Origin of the sequence: Candidatus Dechloromonas phosphoritropha (assembly GCA_016722705.1) — a bacterium.
Lineage (GTDB): Bacteria > Pseudomonadota > Gammaproteobacteria > Burkholderiales > Rhodocyclaceae > Azonexus > Azonexus phosphoritrophus.
Genome location: JADKGN010000004.1, coordinates 2640783 through 2663954, shown reverse-complemented (window position 1 = coordinate 2663954; position 23172 = coordinate 2640783). Strand labels below are relative to the sequence as shown.

The window sequence follows — 23172 nt, the reverse complement described above, 5'->3', positions numbered from 1 at the left end:
CACCTGTTCACCCCAGCACAATCAGGAAACACGAGAAGCCGAGAACGGCAAGGCAGGTGACATAGTCGAGCGTACGCCATGACACCGTCGCCACCTGCAAGGTTTCGGGTCCGCCACCATACACCGCATTACCGCCGTCCAGCATGTCGCGCCATGCTCCCTTCGGCAATTCGGTCTGCAGGTTCTGCATGACCAGCGCGAGGCGCACGACGAGGCGCTCGCTGGTGATACCCAGGCGCGCCAGAGGATGCAGCGCAGCCAGCAAACCCTGATGACCGAGCGACGAAAACAGCCAGGCAAGGCAGCCCAGCATCAACCCCAGGCGCGCGACATGCAGCGTCGCCTCCCAGAGACCTTCATGGGTCGGCAGCCAGGCAACATTGAAAATGGCGTCGCCGGATGTGCCGTAGGCTAGTATCAACCAGACACTCATAAGTAACCAGCGCATGCGCCGCAGCAAATAAGGCCATCTAGAAAGTGATTCCCGCGCCGTCAGCATCACTACGGGAAAAGCCAACGCGAGGCCAGGCCAGCCAAGGAACTGGATGACAACGATCGCCGTCAGGCAGGCCAGCAAGGCTGCGGCAGGATGCAAGGATACGGCTCCAAAATGCACATGGCCCCTCGCGGGGGCCATGCGCGGTTGGCAAAGCGGGATTTCAAGCGTTCAGGCGACCGAGGATCTGTCGAGCCTGTACGGCCAGATCGCCCCCTCCTTCGGAAATCACTTCCTCGAGCAGTTCGCGCGCCTGATCGTGGTCGCCCATTTCCTCATATGCTCTGGCCAGCGCGAGTTTGGTAGCCACATCCTCGCCCCCCTGATCACCGCGTGCCTTGCCGTTATCAAAGCCATCGGACACGCCGACGACCTCTGTTTCCTCGTAAGGATTCGCCGCCAGATCAAGGTTGATCGAGGTCAGGTCGAACTCGGGGACCGGCATCGGCCTTCCGAGGAAGACCGACTCACTCAGGTTGATGTCGAACTCCGTATCTTCCGATGCGAAATCAACAGACATGCCAGCCATTCCATCGATAACCGAAAGAGCATCCTTGCCGGATTCCTGCATGTCGATCGGATTGACAACTGTATCATTACCCATGTCATTGCTCGAGCCATCATCCAAGATGGCCGGATTCACCATGATCCGGGTTTCGGCCGTGGTGTCACCCAAGTCGAAATCAAGGAGCCCAGTGCCGGACTCGAACATGCTCTCCGAAAAGTCTGCCTGCGCTTCAAGTCCGGTGAAGGTTTCCGAAAGATCGTCAGCGGCAGCACCGGTATCCATCACCAAGGTTTCTGCGAGGGCAAAACCTGGATTCACCTCAGTCTCGGAGAGAGAGTCTTCCGGTAATGACCCGAGATCGAAGTCGAGCGCTTCCAGTTCCGGCAGGGGAACGTCGGCCACAGGTTCCGCAGCGGGCGCGGCAGCCACGGCTATCTGCTCCATCTCACCCAGTTCGAAATCGAGTGCGCCGAGATCGCCGGCAACGTTCGTCGAGTCAAGACTACCCTCTGCAGCAGCGTCCGCGCTGGCGCCAGCAGCATTTGCATTGCCTGAGGTGGACACCTCCGGACCGGTATCGGCGAGATCAGGCAGACCGGCCACCATCAGGCCAAGCGCGCCGGGAAGCAGCACTGTGGATGTCGCGTCAAAAACGGATGGAGTTGCGAAGGCAGTCGCCCCCCCAGATTTGGCCGGTGCAGCGTCTCGGGCAGCGGCATACAATGGGTTCTCAGGATCGAGCCCGGCGCCCAGAGCTGCCACCTTTTCCCATTCAGGCCCGGCACCACCGGTCTGGGCATATAGCTCGCTGGCCAGCGTATCGAATTGCTTCACGCTCTTGCGGTTGGCGTAGATCTCAAGCAGTTTGGCGTGGATGGCGGTCCGGTGCGGATCCTTGCGCAAGGCCTCGATCAGTATCTCCTCAGCCTGCGCATCCCGGCCATATGCCATATACACATCAGCCTCGGCAACCGGATCGACTTCATCGGTGTCGATCGTGTTAGGACCGGTCATGCTGAAATCACGCGTTTCCAGAGGCACGTTACCGGTATCGACGCTCTGGCCGCCGGTCATCCGGAACACGGAATTCGGCCCGAGACTCGATGGGCCCGGAACCGCGGCAGTGAATTCAGGCTCGGGCTCGCTGCGTCGCCGCCGGAGCAGGAAATAGCCAGCCAGCAGTGCGAGAATGCCGCCACCACCGATCAAGGGCAGGGTATCGAACTGCTCCAGGAAGCCGGGTGCCGGCGCCACCGCCTGCTTGGCGGGTTGCTCCTGGGGTTTGACTTCCGCTGCCTTGGGCGGCTCGGCCGGCTTCGCGTCTTCCACTACCTTGGGCGGCTCGACCGGCTTTGCTTCCTCCGCCGCCCTGGGCAGTTCCGACGGCTTCGGCGCCTCTGCAACCGGAGCTGTGGGCGCAGGTTCAGCCGGCTTTGGCGCTTCGACAGGCACCGCCGGCTTCACCTCTTCTTTCTTACCCGAAGCCCTTTCCTGCAGTTCCGCCAACTGCTGAGTCTTCATGTCCACCAGTTTCTGCAGTTCGCTGACATTCTTCTCGAGCAGCACCAGCCTTTCCTGCGCCTCCTTGAGTGACCTGTCCTTGGCTATCAGATCGGCTTCGGCCGCGCCCGTCGCCTTACCGCCGGCAATACCCTTCGAAGCTATTTCGGTACTGGAAATCTTGACTTGGTCCTTGGCCTGGTCGACGGCCGATGGCTTCTCGGCAATGCTGGCCGCAATCTTGCCAGCAGCGGTCTGCGTTACTGCATCCTGTGCAGGTTGTCCCTGGGCGGCCAGCGAGGCCATCTTCTGGCGGTAACTGTTCCAGTCCGCCGCCTGCGCCTGATATAACCTCATTGCTTCAGCCCGGGGCTCCGCGGCAACGGCAGCACGGTCCGGAATGTTCAGTATGGCTCCCGCCTTGAGGCGGTTCATGTTGTCGCCGTAAAAAGCCGCCGGATTATTCCTGAATAAGCCGACCAACATCTGCTCCAGCGATACATCCTCGTATTTTGTTTCGCCGGCAATCTTGCGCAGCGTGTCACCGGGCTTGACGACCCGCGACCCCGACTCGTCAGATTTCTTGGGCTCCGCCACGGCACGTGGCGCCGGGGTGGACCTGGCCGTCTCCGGAACAGGTGCAGCGGCCGGTGCCGCGCCACTGCCACGAACCGTTTCAACCACTCGCCCATCTGCGGTTGCCGGACGTCCCGCGGCCCGTGCCGCAATCTCGGGTGGATCGAGAAGGAAGGTATATTCGCGAACAAACGGCCCGGATGGCCAATTGAGCTCGACGAGAAAGTTCAGGAAGGGTTCATTCACCGGATTTCCGGAACTGACCTTGACTACCGGGGCGCCATTGCCGCGCTTCCCTATGGCAAATCGCAGATCGTGCAGGTTCGAGGAATAGTCGATACCCGCCTCGCGGAATGTCTTTTGATCAGCAAGCCTGGCTGTCATGCCAGCCAGTTCGGTGCGCGACGCACTGATCTCGATCTCGGCACGTAATGGCTGCCCAAGGCCGGAGAGAACGGTAATCTTGCCGAGGCTGGCAGCTTCCGCCAACCACGGTGCGAATGAAAGACAGGAAGCCACCGCGACGACCGCAGCACGTCTCTTGAAGTTTTTCCGGATTGTATCGGTCACGCCACCACCCTGAGCGTCAAAATATGGACTTTGAAGTTAACATCATGCAATTAGCAATGCAAGCTAATCCCGGATCCAAACAGCGGCTTTGGGCATATTTCCAACATAAAAACCGGGGCAGTTACCCCGGTATTGGTCAAATCCTGAAGCATCAGGCGTCGAGCAGGATCCGCAGCATGCGGCGCAGCGGCTCGGCGGCCCCCCACAGCAACTGGTCGCCGCAGGTGAAGGCAGCCAGATATTCCGGACCCATCGCCATCTTGTGTAAGCGACCGACCGGTACCGTCAGCCTGCCGGTGACGGCAGCCGGCGTCAGTTCACGCTCGGAGATCTCGCGATCGTTCGGCACGACCTTGGCCCACGGGTTGGCCTGGGCCAGCATGTCGCTGACTTCGTCGAGCGGCAGGTCCTTCTTCAATTTGATGGTCAAAGCCTGGCTGTGGCAGCGCATGGCGCCTATCCGCACACACAGACCGTCAATCGGGATTGAGCCCGGACTACCGAAGGCCGGACGTCCGAGAATCTTGTTGGTTTCCGCACCGCCCTTCCACTCTTCCTTGGACTGTCCGCCTTCGACCGGTACGTCGATCCAGGGAATCAGCGAACCGGCGAGCGGCGTGTTGCGGAAGTTCTTCTTCGGGAAGGTATCCGAACGGATGGTTTCGGCCACCTTGCGGTCGATGTCAAGAATGGCCGAGGCCGGATCGGCGAGCAGATCGGCAACCGATGAATGGATGGCGCCCATCTGCGCAATCAGTTCGCGCATATTTTCCGCACCGGCACCGGAGGCGGCCTGGTAGGTCATCGAGGTAGCCCATTCGATCATGTCGTTCTGGAAGAGACCACCGAGACCCATGAGCATCAGCGAAACGGTGCAGTTGCCGCCGATCCAGTTCTTGCCGCCCTTGGCCAGCGAATCCTTGATCACGTGCATATTAACCGGATCAAGAATGATCACGGCGTCATCGGTCATGCGCAGTGCCGAGGCGGCATCAATCCAGTGGCCATTCCAGCCGGCAGCGCGCAGCTTGGGGAAGACTTCCTTGGTGTAGTCGCCGCCCTGACAGGTGATGATGATTTCGCACTGTTTTAGCATGTCGACCGCAGCAGCATCCTGCAGAGGCAGCGGAGCTTCCTTGCCGCCAAACGCCGGCGCCTTGCCGCCGGCGGCGGAAGTGGAGAAATAGAGCGGATCGATATGGGCGAAATCGCCCTCCTCAACCATGCGCTGCATCAGCACGGAACCCACCATGCCACGCCAACCAACCAGACCAACCTTCTTCATGACTTGCTCTCCAAATATAACCTGTATTTAACGCTCAAACCGGCCGTTCGGTTTACGCCAGCACCGCCAGCACGGCGTCGCCCATTTCCTTTGTGCCAACCCGAATCATGCCGCGCTCGTAGATATCGCCTGTGCGATAACCCTGCGCAAGCACCTTTTTGACCGCACTTTCGACACGAAGTGCTTCAGATTCCAGCCCGAAGGTATAACGCAGCATCATCGCCACCGACAAAATCGTGGCCAGCGGATTGGCCACGCCCTGCCCGGCGATATCGGGTGCCGAACCGTGTGATGGCTCGTAAAGACCCTTGTTTTTGTCATCGAGTGAAGCGGAAGGCAGCATGCCGATCGAACCAGTCAGCATCGAGGCTTCATCGGACAGGATGTCGCCAAACATGTTGCCGGTGACCATCACGTCGAACTGCTTTGGCGCCTTGACCAGTTGCATCGCCGCGTTGTCGACCAGCATGTGGCTGAGCGCGACATCCGGGTAGTCATGCGCCACCTCGATTATCACATCACGCCAGAGCTGGGTGCATTCGAGCACGTTCATCTTGTCGACCGAGCACAGCTTTTTGTTGCGCATTTGTGCGGCCCGGAAGGCGACATGGCCAATGCGGCGGATTTCCGACTCGCTATAGACCATCGTGTTGAAGCCAACGCGCTCGCCATTTTCCTCGCGCACGCCGCGCGGCTGACCGAAGTAAATGTCGCCGGTCAGTTCGCGGACGATCAGGATATCCAACCCGGCAACGACTTCCGGCTTCAGCGTCGAGGCGTTCGCCAGTTCGGGATACAGGATGGCCGGGCGCAGGTTGGCGAACAGGTTCAGATCCTTGCGAATACCAAGCAGACCGCGCTCCGGACGCTGCTCACGGGGTAGACCATCCCATTGCGGGCCACCAACGGCGCCGAGCAGCACGGCATCGGCGGCGCGCGCCAGCTTTTGGGTCGCTTCGGGATACGGGCTCCCGGTCGCGTCGACCGCGCCACCACCGAGCAGCGCCTCTTCCATTTCAAACTTGAGATCGAGCGCATTGAGAACACGCACTGCTTCTGCAGTAATTTCCGGACCGATGCCATCGCCCGGTAAGACACAAATCTTCATCGCTTTTCCTTGTCAGGCGAACAACCACGGCTGGCTGGTCCGTCGCTTCTCTTCGAATTCCCGGATTTTCCCGGCATGGCGCAGAGTCAGGCCGATGTCGTCCCAACCATTGATCAGGCACTCCTTGCGGAAGGTATCGACCTGGAAGGGAATACCGTAGCCATCGGGGCGGATCACCGCCTGCGCCGGCAGATCGACCACCAGCTTGTAGCCCGGCGTCGCTTCGACCTGCCTGAACAGCGCCTCGACTTCGGCGGCGGGCAGCACGATCGGCACGATGCCATTCTTGTAGCAGTTGTTGAAAAAGATGTCGGCGAACGATTCGGCGATGATCGCCTTGAAACCGAAATCAAGCAGCGCCCACGGCGCGTGTTCGCGCGAGCTGCCGCAACCGAAATTGGCACGCGTCAACAAGATCTGCGCGCCCTGATAGCGTGCCTGGTTGAGCACGAAATTCGGATTCTTCGGGCGTCCGGAATTATCCCGCCCAGGCTCGCCAACATCCAGATAACGCCATTCGTCGAAGGCGTTCGGACCGAAGCCGGAACGCTTGATCGATTTCAGGAACTGTTTCGGAATGATGGCGTCGGTATCGACGTTGCTACGGTCGAGCGGTGCCACCAGACCTTCGAGACGAACAAACTTTTCCATTTATTCCACCTTCTTCTGCACAGCTTCGCCGCTCTTCTTGAAAGCACCGCCGACGGCATCACCCGTCTTGTTCAACGCGTTGCCAACAGCCTCGCCACTTTTTTGCAGCGCTTCGCCGGTCTTCTCGGCGCCGATCGCGACGTCCTTCTTGAGCCCCTGGGCGGTATTGCAGGCGGCAAGTGCCACGGCCAGCAATCCGGTCGCCAACGAACGTCTGCCTTCCATCGCTTACAGGATGTCGCGGACGTCGGCAAAGCGCCCGGCGATAGCCGCCGCCGCCGCCATCGCCGGACTGACCAGATGCGTCCGGCCACCCGGACCCTGACGACCCTCGAAATTCCGGTTGGAGGTTGAGGCACAACGCTCACCCGGTTCAAGGCGGTCGGCATTCATGGCCAGACACATCGAACAACCCGGCTCGCGCCACTCGAAACCGGCCGCGAGAAATACCTTGTCCAGCCCCTCGGCCTCGGCCTGGCGCTTGACCAGACCGGAACCCGGCACCGCCAGCGCCAGCTTTATGTTGGCGGCAATACGACGCCCCTTGAGCACCGAAGCCGCTTCGCGCAAGTCCTCGATGCGCGAATTAGTGCAGGAACCGATGAAGACCTTGTCCACGGCGATCTTTTGAATTGGTGTGTTGGGATTGAGGCCCATGTATTGCAGGGCGCGTTCCATGCCTTCGCGCTTGACCGGATCAGCCTGCCTGGCCGGATCGGGAACGACGGCATCGATGGCGACGACCATTTCCGGCGAGGTGCCCCAGGTCACCTGCGGCCGAATGTCTTCTGCCTTCAGCGTCACAACGCGATCGTACTGCGCGCCGGTATCGGCATGCAGGGTACGCCAGTAAGCCACCGCCTTGTCCCAGGTTTCACCCTTCGGCGAAAACGGACGGCCCTTCAAATAATTGATGGTTTTGTCGTCGACCGCAACAAAGCCCATCCGCGCACCGCCTTCGATGGCCATGTTGCACAGGGTCATGCGCGCTTCCATCGACAGGCCACGAATGGCGCTGCCACCAAATTCGATGGCATAGCCGGTGCCGCCCGCCGTGCCAATGGTGCCAATGATGACCAGTGCCACATCCTTGGCGGTAACGCCCTTGCCGAGTTTGCCCTCGACAGCGATCAGCATCGTTTTCGATTTTTTCTGCAGCAGGCACTGGGTGGCCAGCACGTGCTCGACTTCCGAGGTGCCGATGCCGTGCGCCAGACAGGCAAACGCACCATGCGTCGACGTATGCGAATCGCCGCAGACGACGGTCATGCCCGGCAAGGTCGCGCCGATCTCCGGACCAACGACATGGACGATGCCCTGCTTCGGGTCCCTGAACGGGAAATAGGCCAGCGCCCCGACTTCGCGGATATTGGCGTCGAGCGTTTCAACCTGCTGGCGGGAGACCGGATCCTTGATCCCTTCGTCCCAATGGTCCGTCGGCGTGTTGTGATCGGCGGTGGCGACGATTGATGAGATTCGCCACGGTTTGCGTCCGGCCAGCTTCAGTCCTTCAAAAGCCTGCGGACTGGTCACTTCATGCACCAGGTGACGGTCGATATAAAGAAGCGCTGTGCCGTCGGGTTCCACATGGACTACATGGTTTTCCCAGAGCTTGTCGTAAAGTGTCTTCACCATGAACGCGTCAAAAGGGCCCGTAAAGCGTTGAATTATCGCACAGTATCGGCGTTTTTGGCCGCGCCGGAGGCGCAGACCGCGTCATCGTCGCGCACCCAGCCCCAGACCAGCATAAAGCCGGCAGCAGCGAAGAGCGAGGCCAGCGTGTAGGTCCAGCCCGCACCGATGCCATCCCAGGTCCAGCCACTGATCAGCCCACCAAGCAGGCCGCCGGCGCCGAAAGAAATGGAGGAGTAGAGCGCCTGTCCCCGCCCCTGCACCCGTCCGGGAAACCAGAGATTGATCAAGGCGATCGCCGAGGCATGGTAGGCGCCGAAGGTCAGGCCATGCATCAGTTGGGCCAGAACCATGATCACCAGTGATTCCACGCCCCAGCCGATCAGCAAGAAGCGCAACACGGCAGCGGCGAAGCTGGCCAGTAACAGGGCGCGCAGCGAATAGCGCCGGGTCAACCGGGTCATCAGCATGAAGACCATGATCTCGGCGACTACACCGAACGACCACAGCGCGCCCACCTCGGCCTTGCTGTAGCCATTGGCGGCCAGATGGATGGAGTAGAAAACATAGAGTGCGCCATGCGCCGCCGACATGGCGAAACAGGCGGCGAGGAGCGCCCGCACCCGCGACTGCCGGAGAATGTCGCGGACCGGGAGACTGTCGTGGGGATGCGGCACAGCGGGCGCATCCGGCAAGACCGCCGCCAGTACCAGGATGCCAGCCAGGATTCCCCAGCACACCCAGAGCACGCCGGTGAGCGGCAGAACGTCAAGTACGGCGCCGGTGCCGAGCACGGCGACGATGAAGCCGATCGACCCCCACAGGCGGATGCGGCTGTAACGCCCGCGCTCTTCGCGCAGGTGGTCGAAGGTCAGGGTTTCGACCAGCGGCAGCGCGGCGCTCCAGAAGAAGGCGAGAACCGCCATCGCCGCCAGCATTCCGCCCAGCCGGTCGAGCCAGAAGAAGGCGGTGAACCCAGCCAGCCCGGCCAGTGCCGCGAGACGGATGATCGCCATGCGCCGCCCGAGGCGGTCAGCCAGCCAGCCCCACAAGTTGGGGCCGAACAGGCGCATCAATTGCATCTGCGACATCAGCAGGCCGATGTCCCAGGCGGAAAAATTCAGGGATTGGAGATAGAGCCCGAAATAGGGCGAGAAGGCGCCGATGAAGGCGAAGTAGAAGAAGTAATAGCCCGAGAGGCGCCAATAAGGCAGAGCATGCATCCGGCAATGTTACCGGATGCACCGGCGGGCAGAGGCGCTATCAGGCGCCGACCGACTTCTGCCCGGCACGAAAGGCCAGCAGCAGATGGTACAACTCGTCCTTGAGCCTGACGCGCTGCTTTTTCATGTCCTCGAGCGTGAAATCCGCGACCGGCATGTCATGTTCTTCCAGGTCCTCGACCTTGCCGGTGAGTCGATTGTAGCTATGGTAAAGCTTGGCGAAATGCGCATTGCCTACCTTCAGCACTTCGATCGCATCGATCATTTCAGGAAATTCGTGGTGAAGGTCGTGGTGTTCGACTTGCATATTGGTCTCCCCTTGCGGCTTTTCCGCCTTGAGCAGCGGCAAAGTTTTGAATTTTACGCGATTTTTCCCGGAATGCGCGGCGTGCTGACCACGACATCGGCACACTGCGCGCGATGGCGCAGGGCGTGGTCGATCAACACGAGCGCCAGCATGGCTTCGGCAATCGGCGTCGCGCGGATCCCGACACAGGGATCGTGCCGGCCTTCGGTGGCGACCTCGATTGCATTGCCGCGAACGTCGATCGAGCGCCGCGGCTGGACAATCGACGAGGTCGGCTTGATCGCCATGTTGACGACGATGTCCTGTCCGGTCGATATGCCGCCGAGAATCCCTCCAGCATGGTTGCTGACGAAGCCCTGCGGGGTCATTTCGTCGCCGTGCTCGCTGCCGCGCTGTGCGACCGAGGCGAACCCGGCCCCGATCTCGACGCCCTTGACGGCATTGATGCCCATCATCGCGTAGGCGATCTCGGCATCCAGACGATCATAGACCGGCTCGCCCCAACCCGGTGGAACGTCCGTCGCCACGACGGTGATCCTGGCGCCGACCGAATCGAGCGACTTGCGCAAGCCGTCCATGTAGGCCTCGAGTTCCGGCACCAGCGCCGCATTGGGCGCGAAGAAGGCATTGCCGTCGATGTCGTCTGCTGCAACGAACGGTATCTCGATCGGCCCCAGCGCGCTCATCCAGCCGCGAATCGTCACGCCATAACGTTCGTTCAGCCACTTGCGAGCAATCGCCCCGGCGGCCACGCGCACCGCCGTCTCGCGCGCCGACGAGCGGCCGCCGCCGCGATGGTCGCGGAAACCGTACTTCTGCGTATAGGTGTAGTCGGCATGGCCTGGCCGAAAGGTGTCGGAGATGTTGCCATAATCCTTGCTGCGCTGGTCTTGGTTGCGAATCAGCAAGGCGATTGGCGTGCCGGTTGTCCTGCCCGCGAAGACGCCCGAGAGGATCTCGACGGTATCCGCTTCGCGGCGCTGCGTCACATGCCGTGAAGTGCCCGGCTTGCGCCGATCGAGTTCGCCCTGGATGTCGGCGGCGCACAAGTCCAGTCCGGGCGGACAGCCATCGACCACGCAGCCGATGGCCGGGCCGTGCGACTCGCCGAAGGAAGTGACAGTAAACAGGGTACCGAATGTGTTGCCGGACATGGGGAGCGTCAGTCTAAAATGGAATCAGGAGTTTACCATGATGAGCAAAAAGACCCCTTCTCGGACGTCGACCGCAGCGAACCGGCCGCCCAGGCCGCCGGTTCGCGGCAAGGCGGGACAACCGCCCCCGAATCGCCCCCAGCAGGCGGACGCGCGCTGGCAGCGAACCAAGCGCCATGGCTGGGGCAGTCGTTAGCCGGAAAAGCAAAAAGGCGGACGGGGCCGCCTTTCTACTCGCCAAATCGGCGCGCACTCAGGTCTGCGGTTCGTCCGGCCAGTTCTTGATGTAGTTCTTGAGCATCTTGTTCTCGAAGCGCTGCTCGTCAAGAACTGCCTTGGCGATGTCGAGGAAGGAGATGACGCCCAACAGCATATTGCCATCCATCACCGGCAGATAGCGCGAGCGCTTCTCAATCATCAGGCGGCGCAAATCATCAACTTCCATATCGGGAAACACGGTAACCGGATCCCTAACCATGACGTCGCCTACCGTCACACCAACCGGGCAGGAGTCATGGGCCTTCAGCGCCTGCAGAACCTCCCGGAAAGTCAGCATTCCGGTCATCTTGCCCGACTCCATGACCACCAGCGAGCCGACGTCGAATTCCGCCATGGCGTCGATGGCTTCACCAAGCAACTGCCTGGGTGTTGCGGTAAACAGCGTGCCGCCCTTGAGATTGATGATCTCCCTGACCTGCATGACGTTTCTCCGGAAAGTTTGGATTGTCGGACTTGACGATGTTAGTGCATCCGGCTGGTTTGGGGAAGGACGGGTATCGGCGATTTTCCGGACCATCGAAAATCAGGGCGCCGAATTTGCTTGGGGTTCCCCGGCGCACATTGCCGAAACTTTATGGCATTGGCACTTGTCCGACGTCATATTGGCCCATATAATTGCCAGTATCACCTTAGGCATAGACCGTCAGGATGTCTGGGTATTTTGAGAACACTGGCGAAAGGAGATTGAATGATGGCCAAAGTCACTACCATTGAAAAAATTGACGCCCGGGAAATTCGGCGCAAACTCGGACTCAATCAGCAACAGTTCTGGTCGACGCTTGGCGTTACCCAGAGCGGCGGTTCGCGTTATGAAAGCGGCCGCAACATGCCGAAGCCGGTGCGCGAATTGTTGCGCCTGGTCCATGTCGAAGGGATTGACATCGCGTCGATCACTCGTGGCGACTGGGAAGTCATTGAGTATCTGAAGACCAAGGAACCGGAGATGTACAAGTCACTGAAGAAATCGGCGCACGGCAAGGGCAAGAAGTCAGCCGAGAATCCGGCCTGAAAAGGCCGTTGACCGCGCCCGAGGGAACTCCCCTGGTTGACAGGGAGCAATCGTCACGGCGCAACCGAAACCCGGAGACCCGTTTTTTTCCGGATTTCGGCGGCGAAACTCTCGAGCTCATCCGCACCCAGGCGTTGCAGGCGCGGGGCAGCCGCCTGCATTGACGGCCGCGCCAGTCCGTAAAGATGGATCCCGGCCAGATCGGTCGCCACCGGTCCGAGCAGGTTGCAATAAGCTTCGCGGGCGGTAGCATCAGGGGCCGCACCGTCCATTGCGAACCAGCAGGTCTGGACCCAGGTTGACGCCAAGCTCGCGCAGTGCACCAGACTGCTGCGGATCCTGTCCGCATCCATGGGGACACCGTTGATCGCCGCGACTTCGGCCGGCGTGCCGCGATCGAGCTTGAACCAGACTTCCCCGCCCAGTTTGCCCAGTATGCGAATGCCCTCCTGAACCGCCCGGCGATGTAGCAGGCTGCCATTGGTGATCAGGCGCACTGGCAGCTTGCCGGCCAGCCCGTGCCGCTCGAGGACGCGCCCGACCAGCACAACCGTTTCGGGAAACTCGGCGGCGCTGGTCGGCTCGCCGTTTCCAGAAAATGCCACGTCCACCAGCCGACGGTCCTCGGCGGGCACCTCGCGCGCCATGAAATCGCCCGTCAGCACATCCTCAAGAAAGTCCGCCAGTTCACGCTCGAGCAGATCGAGATCGATCGCCGGCGGCCCGCCGCGAGTCAGGTTCTCGACCTGGCAGTAAACGCAGGCCCAGTTGCAGGCATTGTTTACATTCAGGTTGATGCCCACCGAGACGCCACCGGCGCGGCGGGAAACCACGGGATACACATAACGCAGGCCGGCACTGTCACGCCGGTGGTCTTCGATCGTCAGCATGCGCCCATTGTATAATCCGCGACCACTCACGAGACGATTCCGCCATGTTGATCACCCGCCGCCTCGAATTTGATGCGGGCCACCGCATCCCCGACCACCGCAGCCAGTGCCGTCACCTGCATGGCCACCGTTACGTCATCGAGATCACGCTCTCGGGAAAGATCATCGACCAGGCCGGCGACGCGGCCAACGGCATGGTCATGGACTTCTCCCAGGTCAAGCAACTGGCGCGGGAACATCTGGTCGACGCATGGGATCACGCCTTCCTGGCCTATTCCGGCGATTCCGTCGTCGTCGATTTCCTCGCGTCGCTGCCTGGCCACAAGACGGCCCTCCTCGACCGCGTGCCGACGGCGGAAAACCTGGCCAGAATCGCTTTTGAACGCCTCAACGCGGTCTACCGCGACACCTACGGGAATCACCTGCAACTCGCGCGTGTTCGCCTTTACGAAACACCCAATTGCTGGGCGGACGCGGTCCGCCAGGCGGCGGACTGAGGCTCGCGCGGCAGGCAATTCAGCCGGGCCCTTGCCCCTGCCCGACAGGCTCCTCCGACAACATGCCCGCCGACAGCAGGATGACCTCGATTTCCTCGGTGATGTCTTCCTGGCGCTGGGCATTGTAGGCGAGACGCAGCCGGTCGCTGTCTTCGTTCAGTTTGTTCAGGGCGCTATCCATATGGACATGGCGCTGGCGGTTTTCGGCCAGTAGCGAGCTGTAGAGAACTTCGTTGAGCGCGGCATGGAGATAGTGCCGGGTAAGACCCGCGAGAAAGTCCGCGGCAGGAAGATTGAGGTCCGGCTGGTAGCCGCGGCGGGCAGACGCAGGCGGCAGGTCACGCAGAGGCAGCAGACGGCGCAGGCGGATCGCGCCCGTCGCGTCGCAGTGGTAGAGCACGGAAACGCCGCCGCCACGCATTTCCCCCGAAGTCAGGAAATGGCCCAGTTCCGCGGTCAACCGCAGCAATACGCTGGGGACTTCGTCCGCCACGCTGGCGCCCGGGAGTTGAAGAAGCGGCGCCGCCGTGTCTTGAAAGCGGCTGGCCAGGCGGTGACCGACAATCAGGCATGTCGACTTTTGCGGAGTCCCGGTACAGACGGTCTCCCGGCGATTGAGCAGGACCTCGTTGAAGTCGCCGCAAAAGCCCTGTTCGGAGCCGACCACGATGCAGAGTTCCGAACCAGGCGGCGGCGTCACCGCGAGTTCACCATGCCAGGCAAAAAACCGCGCGGCCGCCGTTTCGATGCTGCTCACCATTCGGCGCTGGGTGGCGAGAAAATCCTGGAGGACGCGGATTTCCATCAGCGCCAGCCCTTTCATGGCCGACATGATGCCGGCAATCTCGGTCAGCGACGCCAAGCGTCGCGCAAGCTCACGCCTCCGGCTCACCGCCAGCACCTTCGAGACCTGAGCGGACGGCGGCGAGCCAGCTTTCCCGTGGGGCGTCGAGGCTGATCGGCCGTTCAGCCAGCGCCCGGAAAAGAATTGCCATCCGTTCTGCCAGCAGGATGCTGTCCAGTCCATCAAACAGCCCCTCGTTGTACGCAATCAGCCACGCCATGTGCTGTTCCGGCATCAGCGGGCACAGACGATCCTGTTTGAGCAACTCGCGCAGCAACCGGCCGCGCCGGATCTTGGCCTCGACCCCGGCCTCCAGACGCGAACCGAAGCGGGTGAAAATTTCCAACTCCTGGAACTGCAGGTAATCCAGCTTCATCCGCCCGGCTTCGGCCTTGATGGCCGAATGCTGCGCCTTGCCGCCGATACGCGAAACCGAGCGCGTGACGTCGATTGCCGGCAGGAACCCAGCGGCGAACAGACGCGGGTCGAGATAGACCTGACCATCGGTGATCGAGATCAGGTTGGTCGGAATGTAGGCGGCAATTTCGCCCTGTTCGGTTTCGACCAGCGGCAGCGCCGTCATGCTGCCGCCACCGTATTGGGAGGCCAGACAGGTCGAACGCTCGAGCAGGCGCGAGTGCAGGAAGAAAATATCGCCGGGGTAGGCCTCGCGCCCCGGTGGCCGGCGCAGCAGCAGGGAAAGCTCGCGATAGGCGCGGGCGTGCGTGGTGAGATCGTCGTACACCACCAGCACATCCCGCCCCGCATACATCCAGCCTTCGGCCAGCGCGCAACCGGCAAAGGGCGCGATGTATTTCAGGCCCGGCAGGGCCGTAGCCTCGGCGACGACCACGCAGGTGAAATCAAGGGCGCCCGTCCGACGCAGGGTTTCAACCGTCGCCACCACGGCCGAGCGCTTCTGGCTGATAAGCACATAGACGCAGAGGACGTCGCGACCCTTCTGGGCAACGATCGCGTCGAGGGCCAGAGCACTCTTGCCGGTGCCGGCATCGCCGATGATTAATTGGCGCTGGCCCTTGCCGATCGGGATCATCGTATCGACCATCTTGCCGCCGGAAACCAGGGGGCGATTGACGAAATCGCGTGCGATGATCGGTGGCGAGTCTGGCTCCAGCGGTCGCCGGGAAGTTGTCTGGATTACCACCCCGGCATCGAGGGGCCTCCCCATCGGGTCGACAACCCGGCCAAGATAGGCGTCACCGACGCCGATCTCCAGATGGTGGCCACTGAGGAACGCCGCCGTGCCCGCGGTCAGCCCTTGCTGACCGCTGCCCTGGCTGAGGAGTATCGCGCCGACACGAGCACTGCCCAGATGGAAGACCAGGCCGCGGCTGCCATCGGCGAAGCGCAGAACCTCGTCCATGGCCGCAGAAGGCAACCCCTCGACCCAGGCGATTCCATCGCCGACCGCGACCACCCTTCCCTGTTCGGCCATCCGCAGGCGGAAGTCGTAGCCGTCCAGCCAGTCCGACTGGCGGGATAGGGGCGAGAAGGCCGCCGAGTCAGTCGACATGATTCGAGGACGCCGCAAAGGCGGCCAGTTCGTCAGCGAAGTTCAGATGCAGGCGCCAAGGGCCGAGCGACAGGCGCAAGCCCGAGAGCAACTGCCTGTCCTCACCGAAGGCCATGGCAATGTCCTGGCCCAGCTTGCCCGCGAGTGCCGCCGTGATCCGCTGACGCTGCTCCGGTACAAGCGCAAATGCGCTGGTCACGACAATCCCGACGTCCTTGGTCGCCGCGGCGGTCCGCAAGCCCACGAGTTCCGCCTCCGGCAGCGACTCCCAGTCTTTCAGGAGAAGATCAACCAGGCGCGCCTCGACTGCGGGGTCGGCCAGTCGGCCCAGCAAGGTTGCGGTGAATCGCCGGGCTTGAGCCATCGCACGGACCTCCTGTGCACGCTCGATTTCCTGCAGTTTATGGGCGTCGACCGCGGCATTCCGCGCCCGCTCCTCGGCGAGGATCCTGGTCAGGGCCTGCATCTGCCGCACCCGCTCCTGCGCCAGATCCGCATCCAGTTGCTCCCTGGCCCTGGTCCTTTCCTTCTCCCAGTCGGCCAGCCGGCTTTCGTACCGGGCCTGCAGAGCCTTCGCCCGTGCCTCGATCTCTCCGGCCTCGGCCAGGGTACGCTCGACGCCCGCCCGGCGCCGGGCCAGGGTATCGAGTACCGGCCGATAGAGAAAGCGCTTGAGTATCCAGACCAGCGCCAGGAAATTGATGATCTCGAAAGCGAAGGTGGTCCACTCGATCCGCATGACAGGCCTTACTTGAGCAGGTATTCGAGCAGCGGATTGCGGAAGAGGATGATGAGGACGATCACGAGCACATAGATGGCCAGGGATTCGATCATTGCCAGGCCGATGAACAGGGTACGGGTGATGGATTTCTCCGCCTCCGGCTGGCGTGCCAACGACTCCAGGGCCTGGGCGATGGCCTTGCCCATTGCCAGGGCCGGGAATATGACACCCAGTGCAATGGCCAGGGCCGCCGCCACCGTTGAAATCAGGACAAACCAGTTCATGTCGCTCATGTCGTGCTTCCTTTCTCTTTCGCAGAAGGGGATTCTTGGGCAACCTGGGACTGCATGCCGCCGGCAATGTAAATCAGCGCGAGCATGCCGAAGATGTAAGCCTGAACCAGCGCTTCAACGACGTGGAGCATCAGCAGGGGCACGGGGACGAGCAGTCCGGCTACCAGAAGAACCAGGAGGGCAGCCATTTCCAGGCTCATGATGTTGCCGAACAGACGCACGGCAAGCGCCAGGGTGCGCGACAGTTCGCCGATCAGATGGAAGGGCAACAGGATTGGACTGGGGGCAAGATAGTGGCGCAGGTAGCTGCCAAGCCCGGCGCTGCGTATGCCATACCAATGCACTGAGAGGAAGACCAGGATCGCCAGGGCGGCGGTAGTGGACAGATCGCCGGTCGGACCATGCAGGCCGGGGATCAGTCCGGCAAGATTGGCGACGGCTATGAACAACCACAAAGTGCCGACAAAGGGCAGCAGCAGTTCGGCACGCTCGGGCAGAACCACGGCGATGGCGGCTTCAACCGCCTGCACGGCTCCTTCCACGGCACTCTGCGGTAAACCGGGCTGGTCTACGGAGAGCCGGCGGGTCACTAGCCAACTGCCCAGACCGAGAACCAGCATGATGCCCCACGTGGTGACCACCGTGCGGGTGATGCCGAAAGGGCCGACATTGAAGACGATGCCCAGAGTCTCCATCACCAATATTTCCGGATGAAGACGTATACGTTGAACACCCCGACCGCCAGACCGAGAATGATCAGGTTGATGGTCCAGCGCACGGAATATCCCTCGCTCAGCCCATCCAGCCAGCGACCCAGGTAGGCGCCGCCAATCAGTGGCACTAGGAAGAGCACCGACAAGGTGCCGAGATAAACCGTCTGCGCCAGCAGCGAACGGCGTTCATGCTCGGCGACCTTGAGTCTCGCCGCGTCACGCCCGACCTCGCTGCGCCACTTTTCGTCATTCATGCCGGCCACCGGTCGAGTTGGCGCAGGCGCCGGAACAACTCCTGTTCCAGCCGCTGGAGGTTGTCCTTGACCGCCTTGAGCGCCTTTTCTTCATCGGCCAGTTGGCCGGTAAGCAGATGCAACACCCTGTCATAGTCGTCGTCCCGCAGATAACGCCGAGTATTGAGGAAAAGCTGGTCGTCGGCAAAGGAAAGGACGGCGCCCGGACAGGCCAGATACTGCCAGCCACCCTCCAACAGGCGGAAGCGCGCCAGGCCGTAGTCGAGGACGGTCATGAAGTCCGCCCGCCCGGGGAGAACGCCGAAACTGCCGCTGGCGTCCTGGCCGACAAAACTGGCGACCTCCGCGATACGCTCGTGGCAGGAGGCGCTCTGCAGGTGCAAGGTGAAGGATCGGCTCATCACAACCCTCCTGCCCTGGCCATGCCACCACGCATGTAGCAGGCGTCTTCAGGCAGGGCATCGTAGTCGCCCCGCAGCAGGGCCTCGCAATCGCCAAGCGTTGTTTCCAAAGGCACCGAAGCACCGGCGATACCGGTGTGCTCGGCCACCACGAAGAACGGCTGGCTGAGATAGCGCTCCAGCCGCCGCGCACGGTGCACAACGCGCCGGTCGGCCTCGGACAGTGCTTCCAGTCCGAGCATGGCGATGATGTCCTCGAGTTCGCGGTAGCGCGCCAGATATTCCCTGACCGCCTGGGCGACGCGGTAGTGACGTTCACCGATGACGCGGCGGTCCATGGCGCTGCTGCTGGAGAGCAGCGGGTCGACCGCAGGATAGATGCCCTTGGCGGCGTGAGCGCGGGAAAGGATGACGATGGTATCGAGGTGCGCAAGAATTGCCCCCACGGCCGGATCGGTCATGTCATCGGCCGGCACGTAGACCGCTTCAACGGCAGTGATATTGCCCGCTTTGGTCGAAAGGATGCGCTCCTGCAATTCCGCCACCTCGGAAAGCAAGGTGGGCTGGTAGCCGACGGTCGCGGGCATGCGCCCGACCAGCCCCGACAATTCGCTGCCTGCCTGAACGAAACGGAAGGCGTTGTCCATCAGGAAGAGCACCTCCCTGGCCACCGAGTCGCGCAGGTACTCGGCATAGGTCAGCGCCGCGAGTCCGATCCGGAAACGCACACCCGGCGACTCGTCCATCTGCCCGAAAACCATCAGGGTGCGCGGCATCACTCCCGCATCCTGCATGTCGTGCCAAAGCTCATGCCCTTCGCGGATGCGCTCGCCGACGCCGGCAAAGACCGAGACCCCCTGATGCAGGCGAACAATGGCGTTCATGAACTCCATGATCAGTACCGTCTTGCCAACCCCGGCACCGCCGAACAGTCCGGTCTTGCCTCCGCGAACGAACGGACACAGCAGATCGATGACCTTGATCCCCGTCGGCAGCACACCGCCCACGCCAGCCGCCTCGGACAACGACACCGGCGGCGCAACAATCGGGCGGAAGGATTCGGCGATCAACGGCGGACCGCCATCGAGCGGTCGGCCGAACATGTCGAGCAGGCGGCCCAGGCAATCCGGCGTCACCGGAATCTGCAAACCAACGCCACCGTCAAACACCGTCATCTGCCGCTTGAGACCACTGGTCCGATGCAGGGCAATGGCCCGCACGCGCTGTTCGTCCAGGTGGCGATGCACCTCGAAGGTGTAATGTTCCCCATTCAGGCAGACGTAGATGGCGCGATGCAGCGGCGGCAAGCGCGAGCACACGACATCGATCACCGGCCCCTGGATTTCCTGGATCACGCCCAAAGGCTCCCACTCGGGCGGTGGACAACCGGGAAGCCAGTCTTGATTCACGGTGGGCGATCCGCATTCATTCATGACTCGACCCTTGCTGCATCGAATGCCAGAGCTATCGCCGTCACCTTGAGTGCCGAGGTGGATAACCCCCGAGCTGGTCAGGCGTCGGGGTTGCGGCCTGGACCTCCTCGGCACCGGCCGGCAACGTCAAAACCGCGGTCGACAGATAGATCATGGCGGTTGAGACAGATCGGGCAAGCGACTTCATGGGGTGCTCCGTATTGAAAGCGAGAAAAAATACGTCACCGCACACGACCGGTCCATTGCTCATCCATCGCCGTCGGGCCTTCCAACACCGAAAACGACGAATACAACCGGCCGGCCTCCTCGATCATTTCCGATCCGCCCGCTCCCAGATCGTTGCCTCGGCCAGGGTGTGCTGGAATTTGCGGCGCGTTTCGCGGATCACGAAGGGCACAGCCCGAGGTTCGCCGCGCAGGCGGAAATGCTTACCCAATATCGCCTTCAACCCGTCGAGCGTGGTGAAGTTCTCGCCGTCCTTCTTGAAACCGCCAATCCATTCTGCACGCGCCGTGTGGTCCTCGAGCCAGGTATAGGGCGAGGTGATCACGAGCAGTCCGCCAGGCTTGATCTGGGCATGGATGCTTTCGAGCAACTTGCGCGGGCTGTGCAGGCGGTCGATCAGGTTGGCCGCCACAATCAGGTCGTATTCGGCATGGATCGGTTTCAGGTTGCAGGCGTCGCCCTGGACGAAATCGACCTTGGCGCGCACCGCTTCAAGACCGAGGTCAACCAGGCGCCGTTCATGGTACGAGACCAGTTCTCCCTCATCGACCAGGGTGTACCGCAGGCTGCCTTGCGTTGCCATTTGCACGCCGACCCCGATGAAGCGCGCCGAAAAATCAAGCCCGGTGACTTGGTCGAAATGCCTGGCCAGTTCGAAGCTTGCCCGGCCGGTGGCGCACCCGAGGTCGAGGGCCTTGTGCGCCGGCCGCCCGGCCATGGCCGCAATCGCCAGTTCGACGACGGCACGGGGGAAATTCGGCACGCCGAAGTATTCGTCACCGTAATGGAACTCGGCGTATTCGGAAACCAGACGGTCGGTTTCGTATTGCGATACGGGCCGTGCGGCCAAAGGCTCAGCGACCACGTAGCGAAAGCCGGCATGCTGGAAGAAGTGCCGACGGAAGGCGTAACGCGCCGCGTGCCGTGCCTCGTTGCCGCAGGATATCCACGAACCGCCCTTGATCAGGTTGTGGCGCTCGTCGAAGGTTGGCGTCGTGAAATCATCGTAGATCGGGTGCACCCGGAAGCCGTCGAACGGATGGATCGGCGTTTCGGTCCATTGCCAGACGTTGCCGACCACATCGAACAAGGGCCCGTGGGCAAAGGTATTGACCGGGCACGACGACGCCCAATGGTCGAGGTGGATATTGGCGGCAGCCGGCGCGTCGTCGGGCAACTCGTCCAGCCCGGACACGGCGAGCAGGCGATACCACTCGTCCTCGCTCGGCAGGCGGACCGTCGCGCCGCTGGTCCGCGCCTTCCACCGGCAGAAGGCGCTGGCCTCGTGTAAATTGCTTTCGACCGGCCAGTCCCAGGGCATGTCGACGAACTGCGTCAGCAAACGCAACTGCCAGCCATCGGGCTCAAGACGCCAGAATGTCGGATGGTGCGCTCTGGCGAATCGCTTCCAGGCCCTGCCTTCTTCGCTCCAAAGGCTGTCATCCTCGTAGCCCCCAGCTTCAACGAAAGACAGAAACTCGCCGTTGGATACCAGATGGCGCGCCGCCTTGAAGGCCGGCACGGCAGCATGGTGTTCGCCATATTCGTTATCCCAGCCATAGGTGGCGTCCGCAAACGCCTTGCCGAGACGCACATCACCGGCCGGTATGTCCACCAGCCGGTTGTCCGGCTGCGCACCGGAGAGGCCGCACGGCGCCCAAGCCGGATGCGGGCGCACATAGTCGAGGCGGTGCTGACGAATCAGTACCGACGAGGTCTCGAGATGAATCCGCTCGTGCTCGATGCCCATCACAATCACCCACCACGGGTTCTCCCAGTCGATCGGCAGGGTCAGCGGCGCACTGCGGATGATCGCGTCGACCGCGCCGCGCACCCGGTCGCGATAGGCCTTGATCTCGGCAACGGTCGGCCACTCGTAATTGGCTTCATTGAGGTCGTCCCAGCTCATTTCATCGACCCCGATGGCGAACATCGACTCGAAACGGGGATTGATCCGTTCCTTGAGCATGCCGGCCAGCAGCAGCTTGTTGATGAAGAAGGTTGCGGTGTGGCCGAAGTAGAAGATCAGCGGGTGACGCAGGGCAATTGGCTTTTCGAAATACGCTTCGTCACAAGTCAGGACCTCGAACAACTGCTCGTAGCGGTCGAAAGTCCGGTGAAAATAGTCAAGGATGCGGGCACGGCTTCTCTCCAGGTCGCAATCAGCGAGTGGCGGGGTGCGGGGAAAAAGTGCTGCTGACATGGATATCGAGTTGGGAACTATAAATAGGTGGGCGGATGGCTATTAAAACACGGTGGCCGGTTATTGCGTCGGTATATGCATTTCCAGGGCCTCGCCGCGTCCCGAATTGAAACTGTTGCCATGTGCCCGATTCCGCGCAGGCCTTCCCGCCCGTGGTCGAGGTCCACTGCCTGCCAGTCGGTGTTGCGGTAGCCGGTCATAAAGGCATCGCGCGAACGTGAGGAAGCCCTGCGATCGTCGAACGAGTTGGCGGCGACGATCGGCGTCCTAACTCCGCCGATACGCTCGGTAAACTGCGCCATCGCCGGGTCATCGAGGAAATATTGTGGAAAGCGGCACCAGCGTCGCCACTGCCGATAGACGCCCAGCGGCAGATCTTCACCGAGGCCAAGACGGCTCCAGGCAAGATAGCCCTTCCAGCTGATGATCGCCAGACCGACGACTCGCCACATGGCGAGTACCCGCAATTGCTCCAGGGGAGGCATCCAGCCGTGCCATCCGGCGCCGGTGCCGAAGGTATAAAGGCGATCGATCCGCTCGTGATTGGGCAGCAAGCCAAATGCGTGCCCGCCGAACGAATGCCCGACCTGAACAGCGGCAAGCCATTCTCGCTTATGGTATCGACGGCGGCTGCCAGATCGAGCGTGGCCCAGTCCAGATAGTCCATCTCGAAGACGCGCGCGCTCGCGTACTCGGCGAAACGCCGGTAAAAATGCTGTGGCACCCCGGTTGCCCCGGCCACTATCAGCTCGCCCCGGCACGATCGCCTCATGGCGCCGGGCACCCAAGCGATAGCTGTCAGCTGCAACGAGCGTCACGGGGCGCTCTCGCGCACCAGGAGAATCCGCGGTCATCGTCATGAATGA

General features: G+C 61.9%; 24 protein-coding genes. 2 read left to right on the top strand and 22 right to left on the bottom strand.

The window, feature by feature from the left end; all coding sequences use genetic code 11:
• Nucleotides 1–7: 7 nt before the first annotated feature.
• The 11 genes from IPP03_18680 to IPP03_18630 form a co-directional block, all read right to left on the bottom strand.
• Entirely contained in the window at nucleotides 8–595 is a 588-nt protein-coding gene (locus tag IPP03_18680) for a hypothetical protein (GenBank protein ID MBL0354576.1), read from the bottom strand.
• A 64-nt stretch (nucleotides 596–659) separates the two neighbouring features.
• Nucleotides 660–3650 (bottom strand): tetratricopeptide repeat protein, encoded by a 2991-nt coding sequence (locus tag IPP03_18675; GenBank protein MBL0354575.1) that lies wholly within the window; start codon nucleotides 3648–3650, stop codon nucleotides 660–662.
• Between the two features lie 151 nt (nucleotides 3651–3801).
• A complete protein-coding gene (asd, locus tag IPP03_18670; GenBank protein ID MBL0354574.1) occupies nucleotides 3802–4935 on the bottom strand; it encodes an aspartate-semialdehyde dehydrogenase in 1134 nt (377 codons plus the stop codon).
• 52 nt (nucleotides 4936–4987) lie between these two features.
• Nucleotides 4988–6043, bottom strand: a complete 1056-nt coding sequence (leuB, locus tag IPP03_18665; GenBank protein ID MBL0354573.1) for a 3-isopropylmalate dehydrogenase — start codon at nucleotides 6041–6043, stop codon at nucleotides 4988–4990.
• Between the two features lie 12 nt (nucleotides 6044–6055).
• The gene (leuD, locus tag IPP03_18660) at nucleotides 6056–6694 is read right to left on the bottom strand and encodes a 3-isopropylmalate dehydratase small subunit (protein ID MBL0354572.1); all 639 of its coding nucleotides are present in this window, start codon (nucleotides 6692–6694) and stop codon (nucleotides 6056–6058) included.
• Nucleotides 6695–6919, bottom strand: a complete 225-nt coding sequence (locus IPP03_18655) for an entericidin EcnAB (GenBank protein MBL0354571.1) — start codon at nucleotides 6917–6919, stop codon at nucleotides 6695–6697.
• Nucleotides 6920–6922: 3 nt separating this feature from the next.
• A complete protein-coding gene (gene leuC, locus IPP03_18650) occupies nucleotides 6923–8329 on the bottom strand; it encodes a 3-isopropylmalate dehydratase large subunit (GenBank protein MBL0354570.1) in 1407 nt (468 codons plus the stop codon).
• A 32-nt stretch (nucleotides 8330–8361) separates the two neighbouring features.
• Entirely contained in the window at nucleotides 8362–9549 is a 1188-nt protein-coding gene (locus IPP03_18645; GenBank protein MBL0354569.1) for an MFS transporter, read from the bottom strand.
• 40 nt (nucleotides 9550–9589) lie between these two features.
• Entirely contained in the window at nucleotides 9590–9856 is a 267-nt protein-coding gene (locus IPP03_18640; protein MBL0354568.1) for a DUF465 domain-containing protein, read from the bottom strand.
• A gap of 53 nt (nucleotides 9857–9909) precedes the next feature.
• Nucleotides 9910–11010, bottom strand: a complete 1101-nt coding sequence (gene aroC / locus IPP03_18635) for a chorismate synthase (protein MBL0354567.1) — start codon at nucleotides 11008–11010, stop codon at nucleotides 9910–9912.
• A gap of 253 nt (nucleotides 11011–11263) precedes the next feature.
• On the bottom strand, nucleotides 11264–11710 hold the full coding sequence (locus tag IPP03_18630) for a CBS domain-containing protein (GenBank protein ID MBL0354566.1): 447 nt from the start codon (nucleotides 11708–11710) through the stop codon (nucleotides 11264–11266).
• Nucleotides 11711–11980: 270 nt separating this feature from the next.
• Between IPP03_18630 and IPP03_18625 the strand changes: the two genes are divergently transcribed.
• Nucleotides 11981–12298, top strand: coding sequence for a transcriptional regulator (locus IPP03_18625; protein MBL0354565.1), 318 nt, complete (start codon nucleotides 11981–11983; stop codon nucleotides 12296–12298).
• Between the two features lie 53 nt (nucleotides 12299–12351).
• Here the strand turns inward: IPP03_18625 and IPP03_18620 are convergent, their stop codons facing one another.
• Nucleotides 12352–13188, bottom strand: a complete 837-nt coding sequence (locus IPP03_18620) for a radical SAM protein (protein MBL0354564.1) — start codon at nucleotides 13186–13188, stop codon at nucleotides 12352–12354.
• 44 nt (nucleotides 13189–13232) lie between these two features.
• Here IPP03_18620 and queD point away from each other — a divergent pair, with 44 nt between their 5' ends.
• Nucleotides 13233–13685: a 6-carboxytetrahydropterin synthase QueD gene (gene queD, locus IPP03_18615; protein MBL0354563.1), complete on the top strand. Its 453-nt coding sequence runs from the start codon at nucleotides 13233–13235 to the stop codon at nucleotides 13683–13685.
• Nucleotides 13686–13704: 19 nt separating this feature from the next.
• On the opposite strand, the gene IPP03_18610 is transcribed toward queD, so the two are convergent.
• The 10 genes from IPP03_18610 to IPP03_18565 form a co-directional block, all read right to left on the bottom strand.
• Nucleotides 13705–14577: a F0F1 ATP synthase subunit gamma gene (locus IPP03_18610; protein MBL0354562.1), complete on the bottom strand. Its 873-nt coding sequence runs from the start codon at nucleotides 14575–14577 to the stop codon at nucleotides 13705–13707.
• Complete coding sequence (locus IPP03_18605) at nucleotides 14561–16063, bottom strand: F0F1 ATP synthase subunit alpha (protein MBL0354561.1); 1503 nt, start codon at nucleotides 16061–16063, stop codon at nucleotides 14561–14563. Before IPP03_18605 ends, IPP03_18610 begins: the two co-directional genes overlap by 17 nt.
• Nucleotides 16053–16802: a F0F1 ATP synthase subunit delta gene (locus IPP03_18600; protein MBL0354560.1), complete on the bottom strand. Its 750-nt coding sequence runs from the start codon at nucleotides 16800–16802 to the stop codon at nucleotides 16053–16055. Before IPP03_18600 ends, IPP03_18605 begins: the two co-directional genes overlap by 11 nt.
• 8 nt (nucleotides 16803–16810) lie before the next feature.
• Nucleotides 16811–17077 (bottom strand): ATP synthase F0 subunit C, encoded by a 267-nt coding sequence (gene atpE, locus IPP03_18595; GenBank protein ID MBL0354559.1) that lies wholly within the window; start codon nucleotides 17075–17077, stop codon nucleotides 16811–16813.
• The gene (locus IPP03_18590) at nucleotides 17074–17772 is read right to left on the bottom strand and encodes a F0F1 ATP synthase subunit A (protein MBL0354558.1); all 699 of its coding nucleotides are present in this window, start codon (nucleotides 17770–17772) and stop codon (nucleotides 17074–17076) included. Before IPP03_18590 ends, atpE begins: the two co-directional genes overlap by 4 nt.
• Nucleotides 17772–18044 carry an AtpZ/AtpI family protein gene (locus IPP03_18585; GenBank protein MBL0354557.1) on the bottom strand — a complete coding sequence of 91 codons (273 nt, stop codon included), beginning with the start codon at nucleotides 18042–18044 and terminating at the stop codon, nucleotides 17772–17774. Before IPP03_18585 ends, IPP03_18590 begins: the two co-directional genes overlap by 1 nt.
• A complete protein-coding gene (locus tag IPP03_18580; protein ID MBL0354556.1) occupies nucleotides 18041–18445 on the bottom strand; it encodes a F0F1 ATP synthase subunit epsilon in 405 nt (134 codons plus the stop codon). Before IPP03_18580 ends, IPP03_18585 begins: the two co-directional genes overlap by 4 nt.
• A complete protein-coding gene (locus IPP03_18575; GenBank protein ID MBL0354555.1) occupies nucleotides 18445–19878 on the bottom strand; it encodes a F0F1 ATP synthase subunit beta in 1434 nt (477 codons plus the stop codon). The genes IPP03_18580 and IPP03_18575 overlap by 1 nt, the downstream gene beginning before the upstream one ends.
• 310 nt (nucleotides 19879–20188) lie before the next feature.
• The gene (gene ovoA, locus IPP03_18570; GenBank protein ID MBL0354554.1) at nucleotides 20189–22306 is read right to left on the bottom strand and encodes a 5-histidylcysteine sulfoxide synthase; all 2118 of its coding nucleotides are present in this window, start codon (nucleotides 22304–22306) and stop codon (nucleotides 20189–20191) included.
• A 17-nt stretch (nucleotides 22307–22323) separates the two neighbouring features.
• Nucleotides 22324–22860 (bottom strand): hypothetical protein, encoded by a 537-nt coding sequence (locus IPP03_18565; GenBank protein MBL0354553.1) that lies wholly within the window; start codon nucleotides 22858–22860, stop codon nucleotides 22324–22326.
• Nucleotides 22861–23172 lie beyond the last annotated feature (312 nt).

Excerpts from the sequence above, each read along its gene's own strand:
- IPP03_18630 (MBL0354566.1), bottom strand. The coding sequence starts at position 11,710 with ATGCAGGTCAGGGAGATCATCAATCTCAAGGGCGGCACGCTGTTTACC.
- IPP03_18580 (MBL0354556.1), bottom strand. The coding sequence starts at position 18,445 with ATGAGCCGATCCTTCACCTTGCACCTGCAGAGCGCCTCCTGCCACGAG.
- leuB (MBL0354573.1), bottom strand. The coding sequence starts at position 6,043 with ATGAAGATTTGTGTCTTACCGGGCGATGGCATCGGTCCGGAAATTACT.
- IPP03_18575 (MBL0354555.1), bottom strand. The coding sequence starts at position 19,878 with ATGAATGAATGCGGATCGCCCACCGTGAATCAAGACTGGCTTCCCGGT.
- IPP03_18625 (MBL0354565.1), top strand. The coding sequence starts at position 11,981 with ATGGCCAAAGTCACTACCATTGAAAAAATTGACGCCCGGGAAATTCGG.
- queD (MBL0354563.1), top strand. The coding sequence starts at position 13,233 with ATGTTGATCACCCGCCGCCTCGAATTTGATGCGGGCCACCGCATCCCC.
- leuD (MBL0354572.1), bottom strand. The coding sequence starts at position 6,694 with ATGGAAAAGTTTGTTCGTCTCGAAGGTCTGGTGGCACCGCTCGACCGT.
- IPP03_18605 (MBL0354561.1), bottom strand. The coding sequence starts at position 16,063 with ATGTCGACTGACTCGGCGGCCTTCTCGCCCCTATCCCGCCAGTCGGAC.
- IPP03_18640 (MBL0354568.1), bottom strand. The coding sequence starts at position 9,856 with ATGCAAGTCGAACACCACGACCTTCACCACGAATTTCCTGAAATGATC.
- atpE (MBL0354559.1), bottom strand. The coding sequence starts at position 17,077 with ATGAGCGACATGAACTGGTTTGTCCTGATTTCAACGGTGGCGGCGGCC.
- ovoA (MBL0354554.1), bottom strand. The coding sequence starts at position 22,306 with ATGTCAGCAGCACTTTTTCCCCGCACCCCGCCACTCGCTGATTGCGAC.
- aroC (MBL0354567.1), bottom strand. The coding sequence starts at position 11,010 with ATGTCCGGCAACACATTCGGTACCCTGTTTACTGTCACTTCCTTCGGC.
- IPP03_18620 (MBL0354564.1), bottom strand. The coding sequence starts at position 13,188 with ATGCTGACGATCGAAGACCACCGGCGTGACAGTGCCGGCCTGCGTTAT.
- IPP03_18645 (MBL0354569.1), bottom strand. The coding sequence starts at position 9,549 with ATGCATGCTCTGCCTTATTGGCGCCTCTCGGGCTATTACTTCTTCTAC.
- IPP03_18590 (MBL0354558.1), bottom strand. The coding sequence starts at position 17,772 with ATGGAGACTCTGGGCATCGTCTTCAATGTCGGCCCTTTCGGCATCACC.
- IPP03_18585 (MBL0354557.1), bottom strand. The coding sequence starts at position 18,044 with ATGAATGACGAAAAGTGGCGCAGCGAGGTCGGGCGTGACGCGGCGAGA.
- IPP03_18600 (MBL0354560.1), bottom strand. The coding sequence starts at position 16,802 with ATGCGGATCGAGTGGACCACCTTCGCTTTCGAGATCATCAATTTCCTG.
- leuC (MBL0354570.1), bottom strand. The coding sequence starts at position 8,329 with ATGGTGAAGACACTTTACGACAAGCTCTGGGAAAACCATGTAGTCCAT.
- asd (MBL0354574.1), bottom strand. The coding sequence starts at position 4,935 with ATGAAGAAGGTTGGTCTGGTTGGTTGGCGTGGCATGGTGGGTTCCGTG.
- IPP03_18655 (MBL0354571.1), bottom strand. The coding sequence starts at position 6,919 with ATGGAAGGCAGACGTTCGTTGGCGACCGGATTGCTGGCCGTGGCACTT.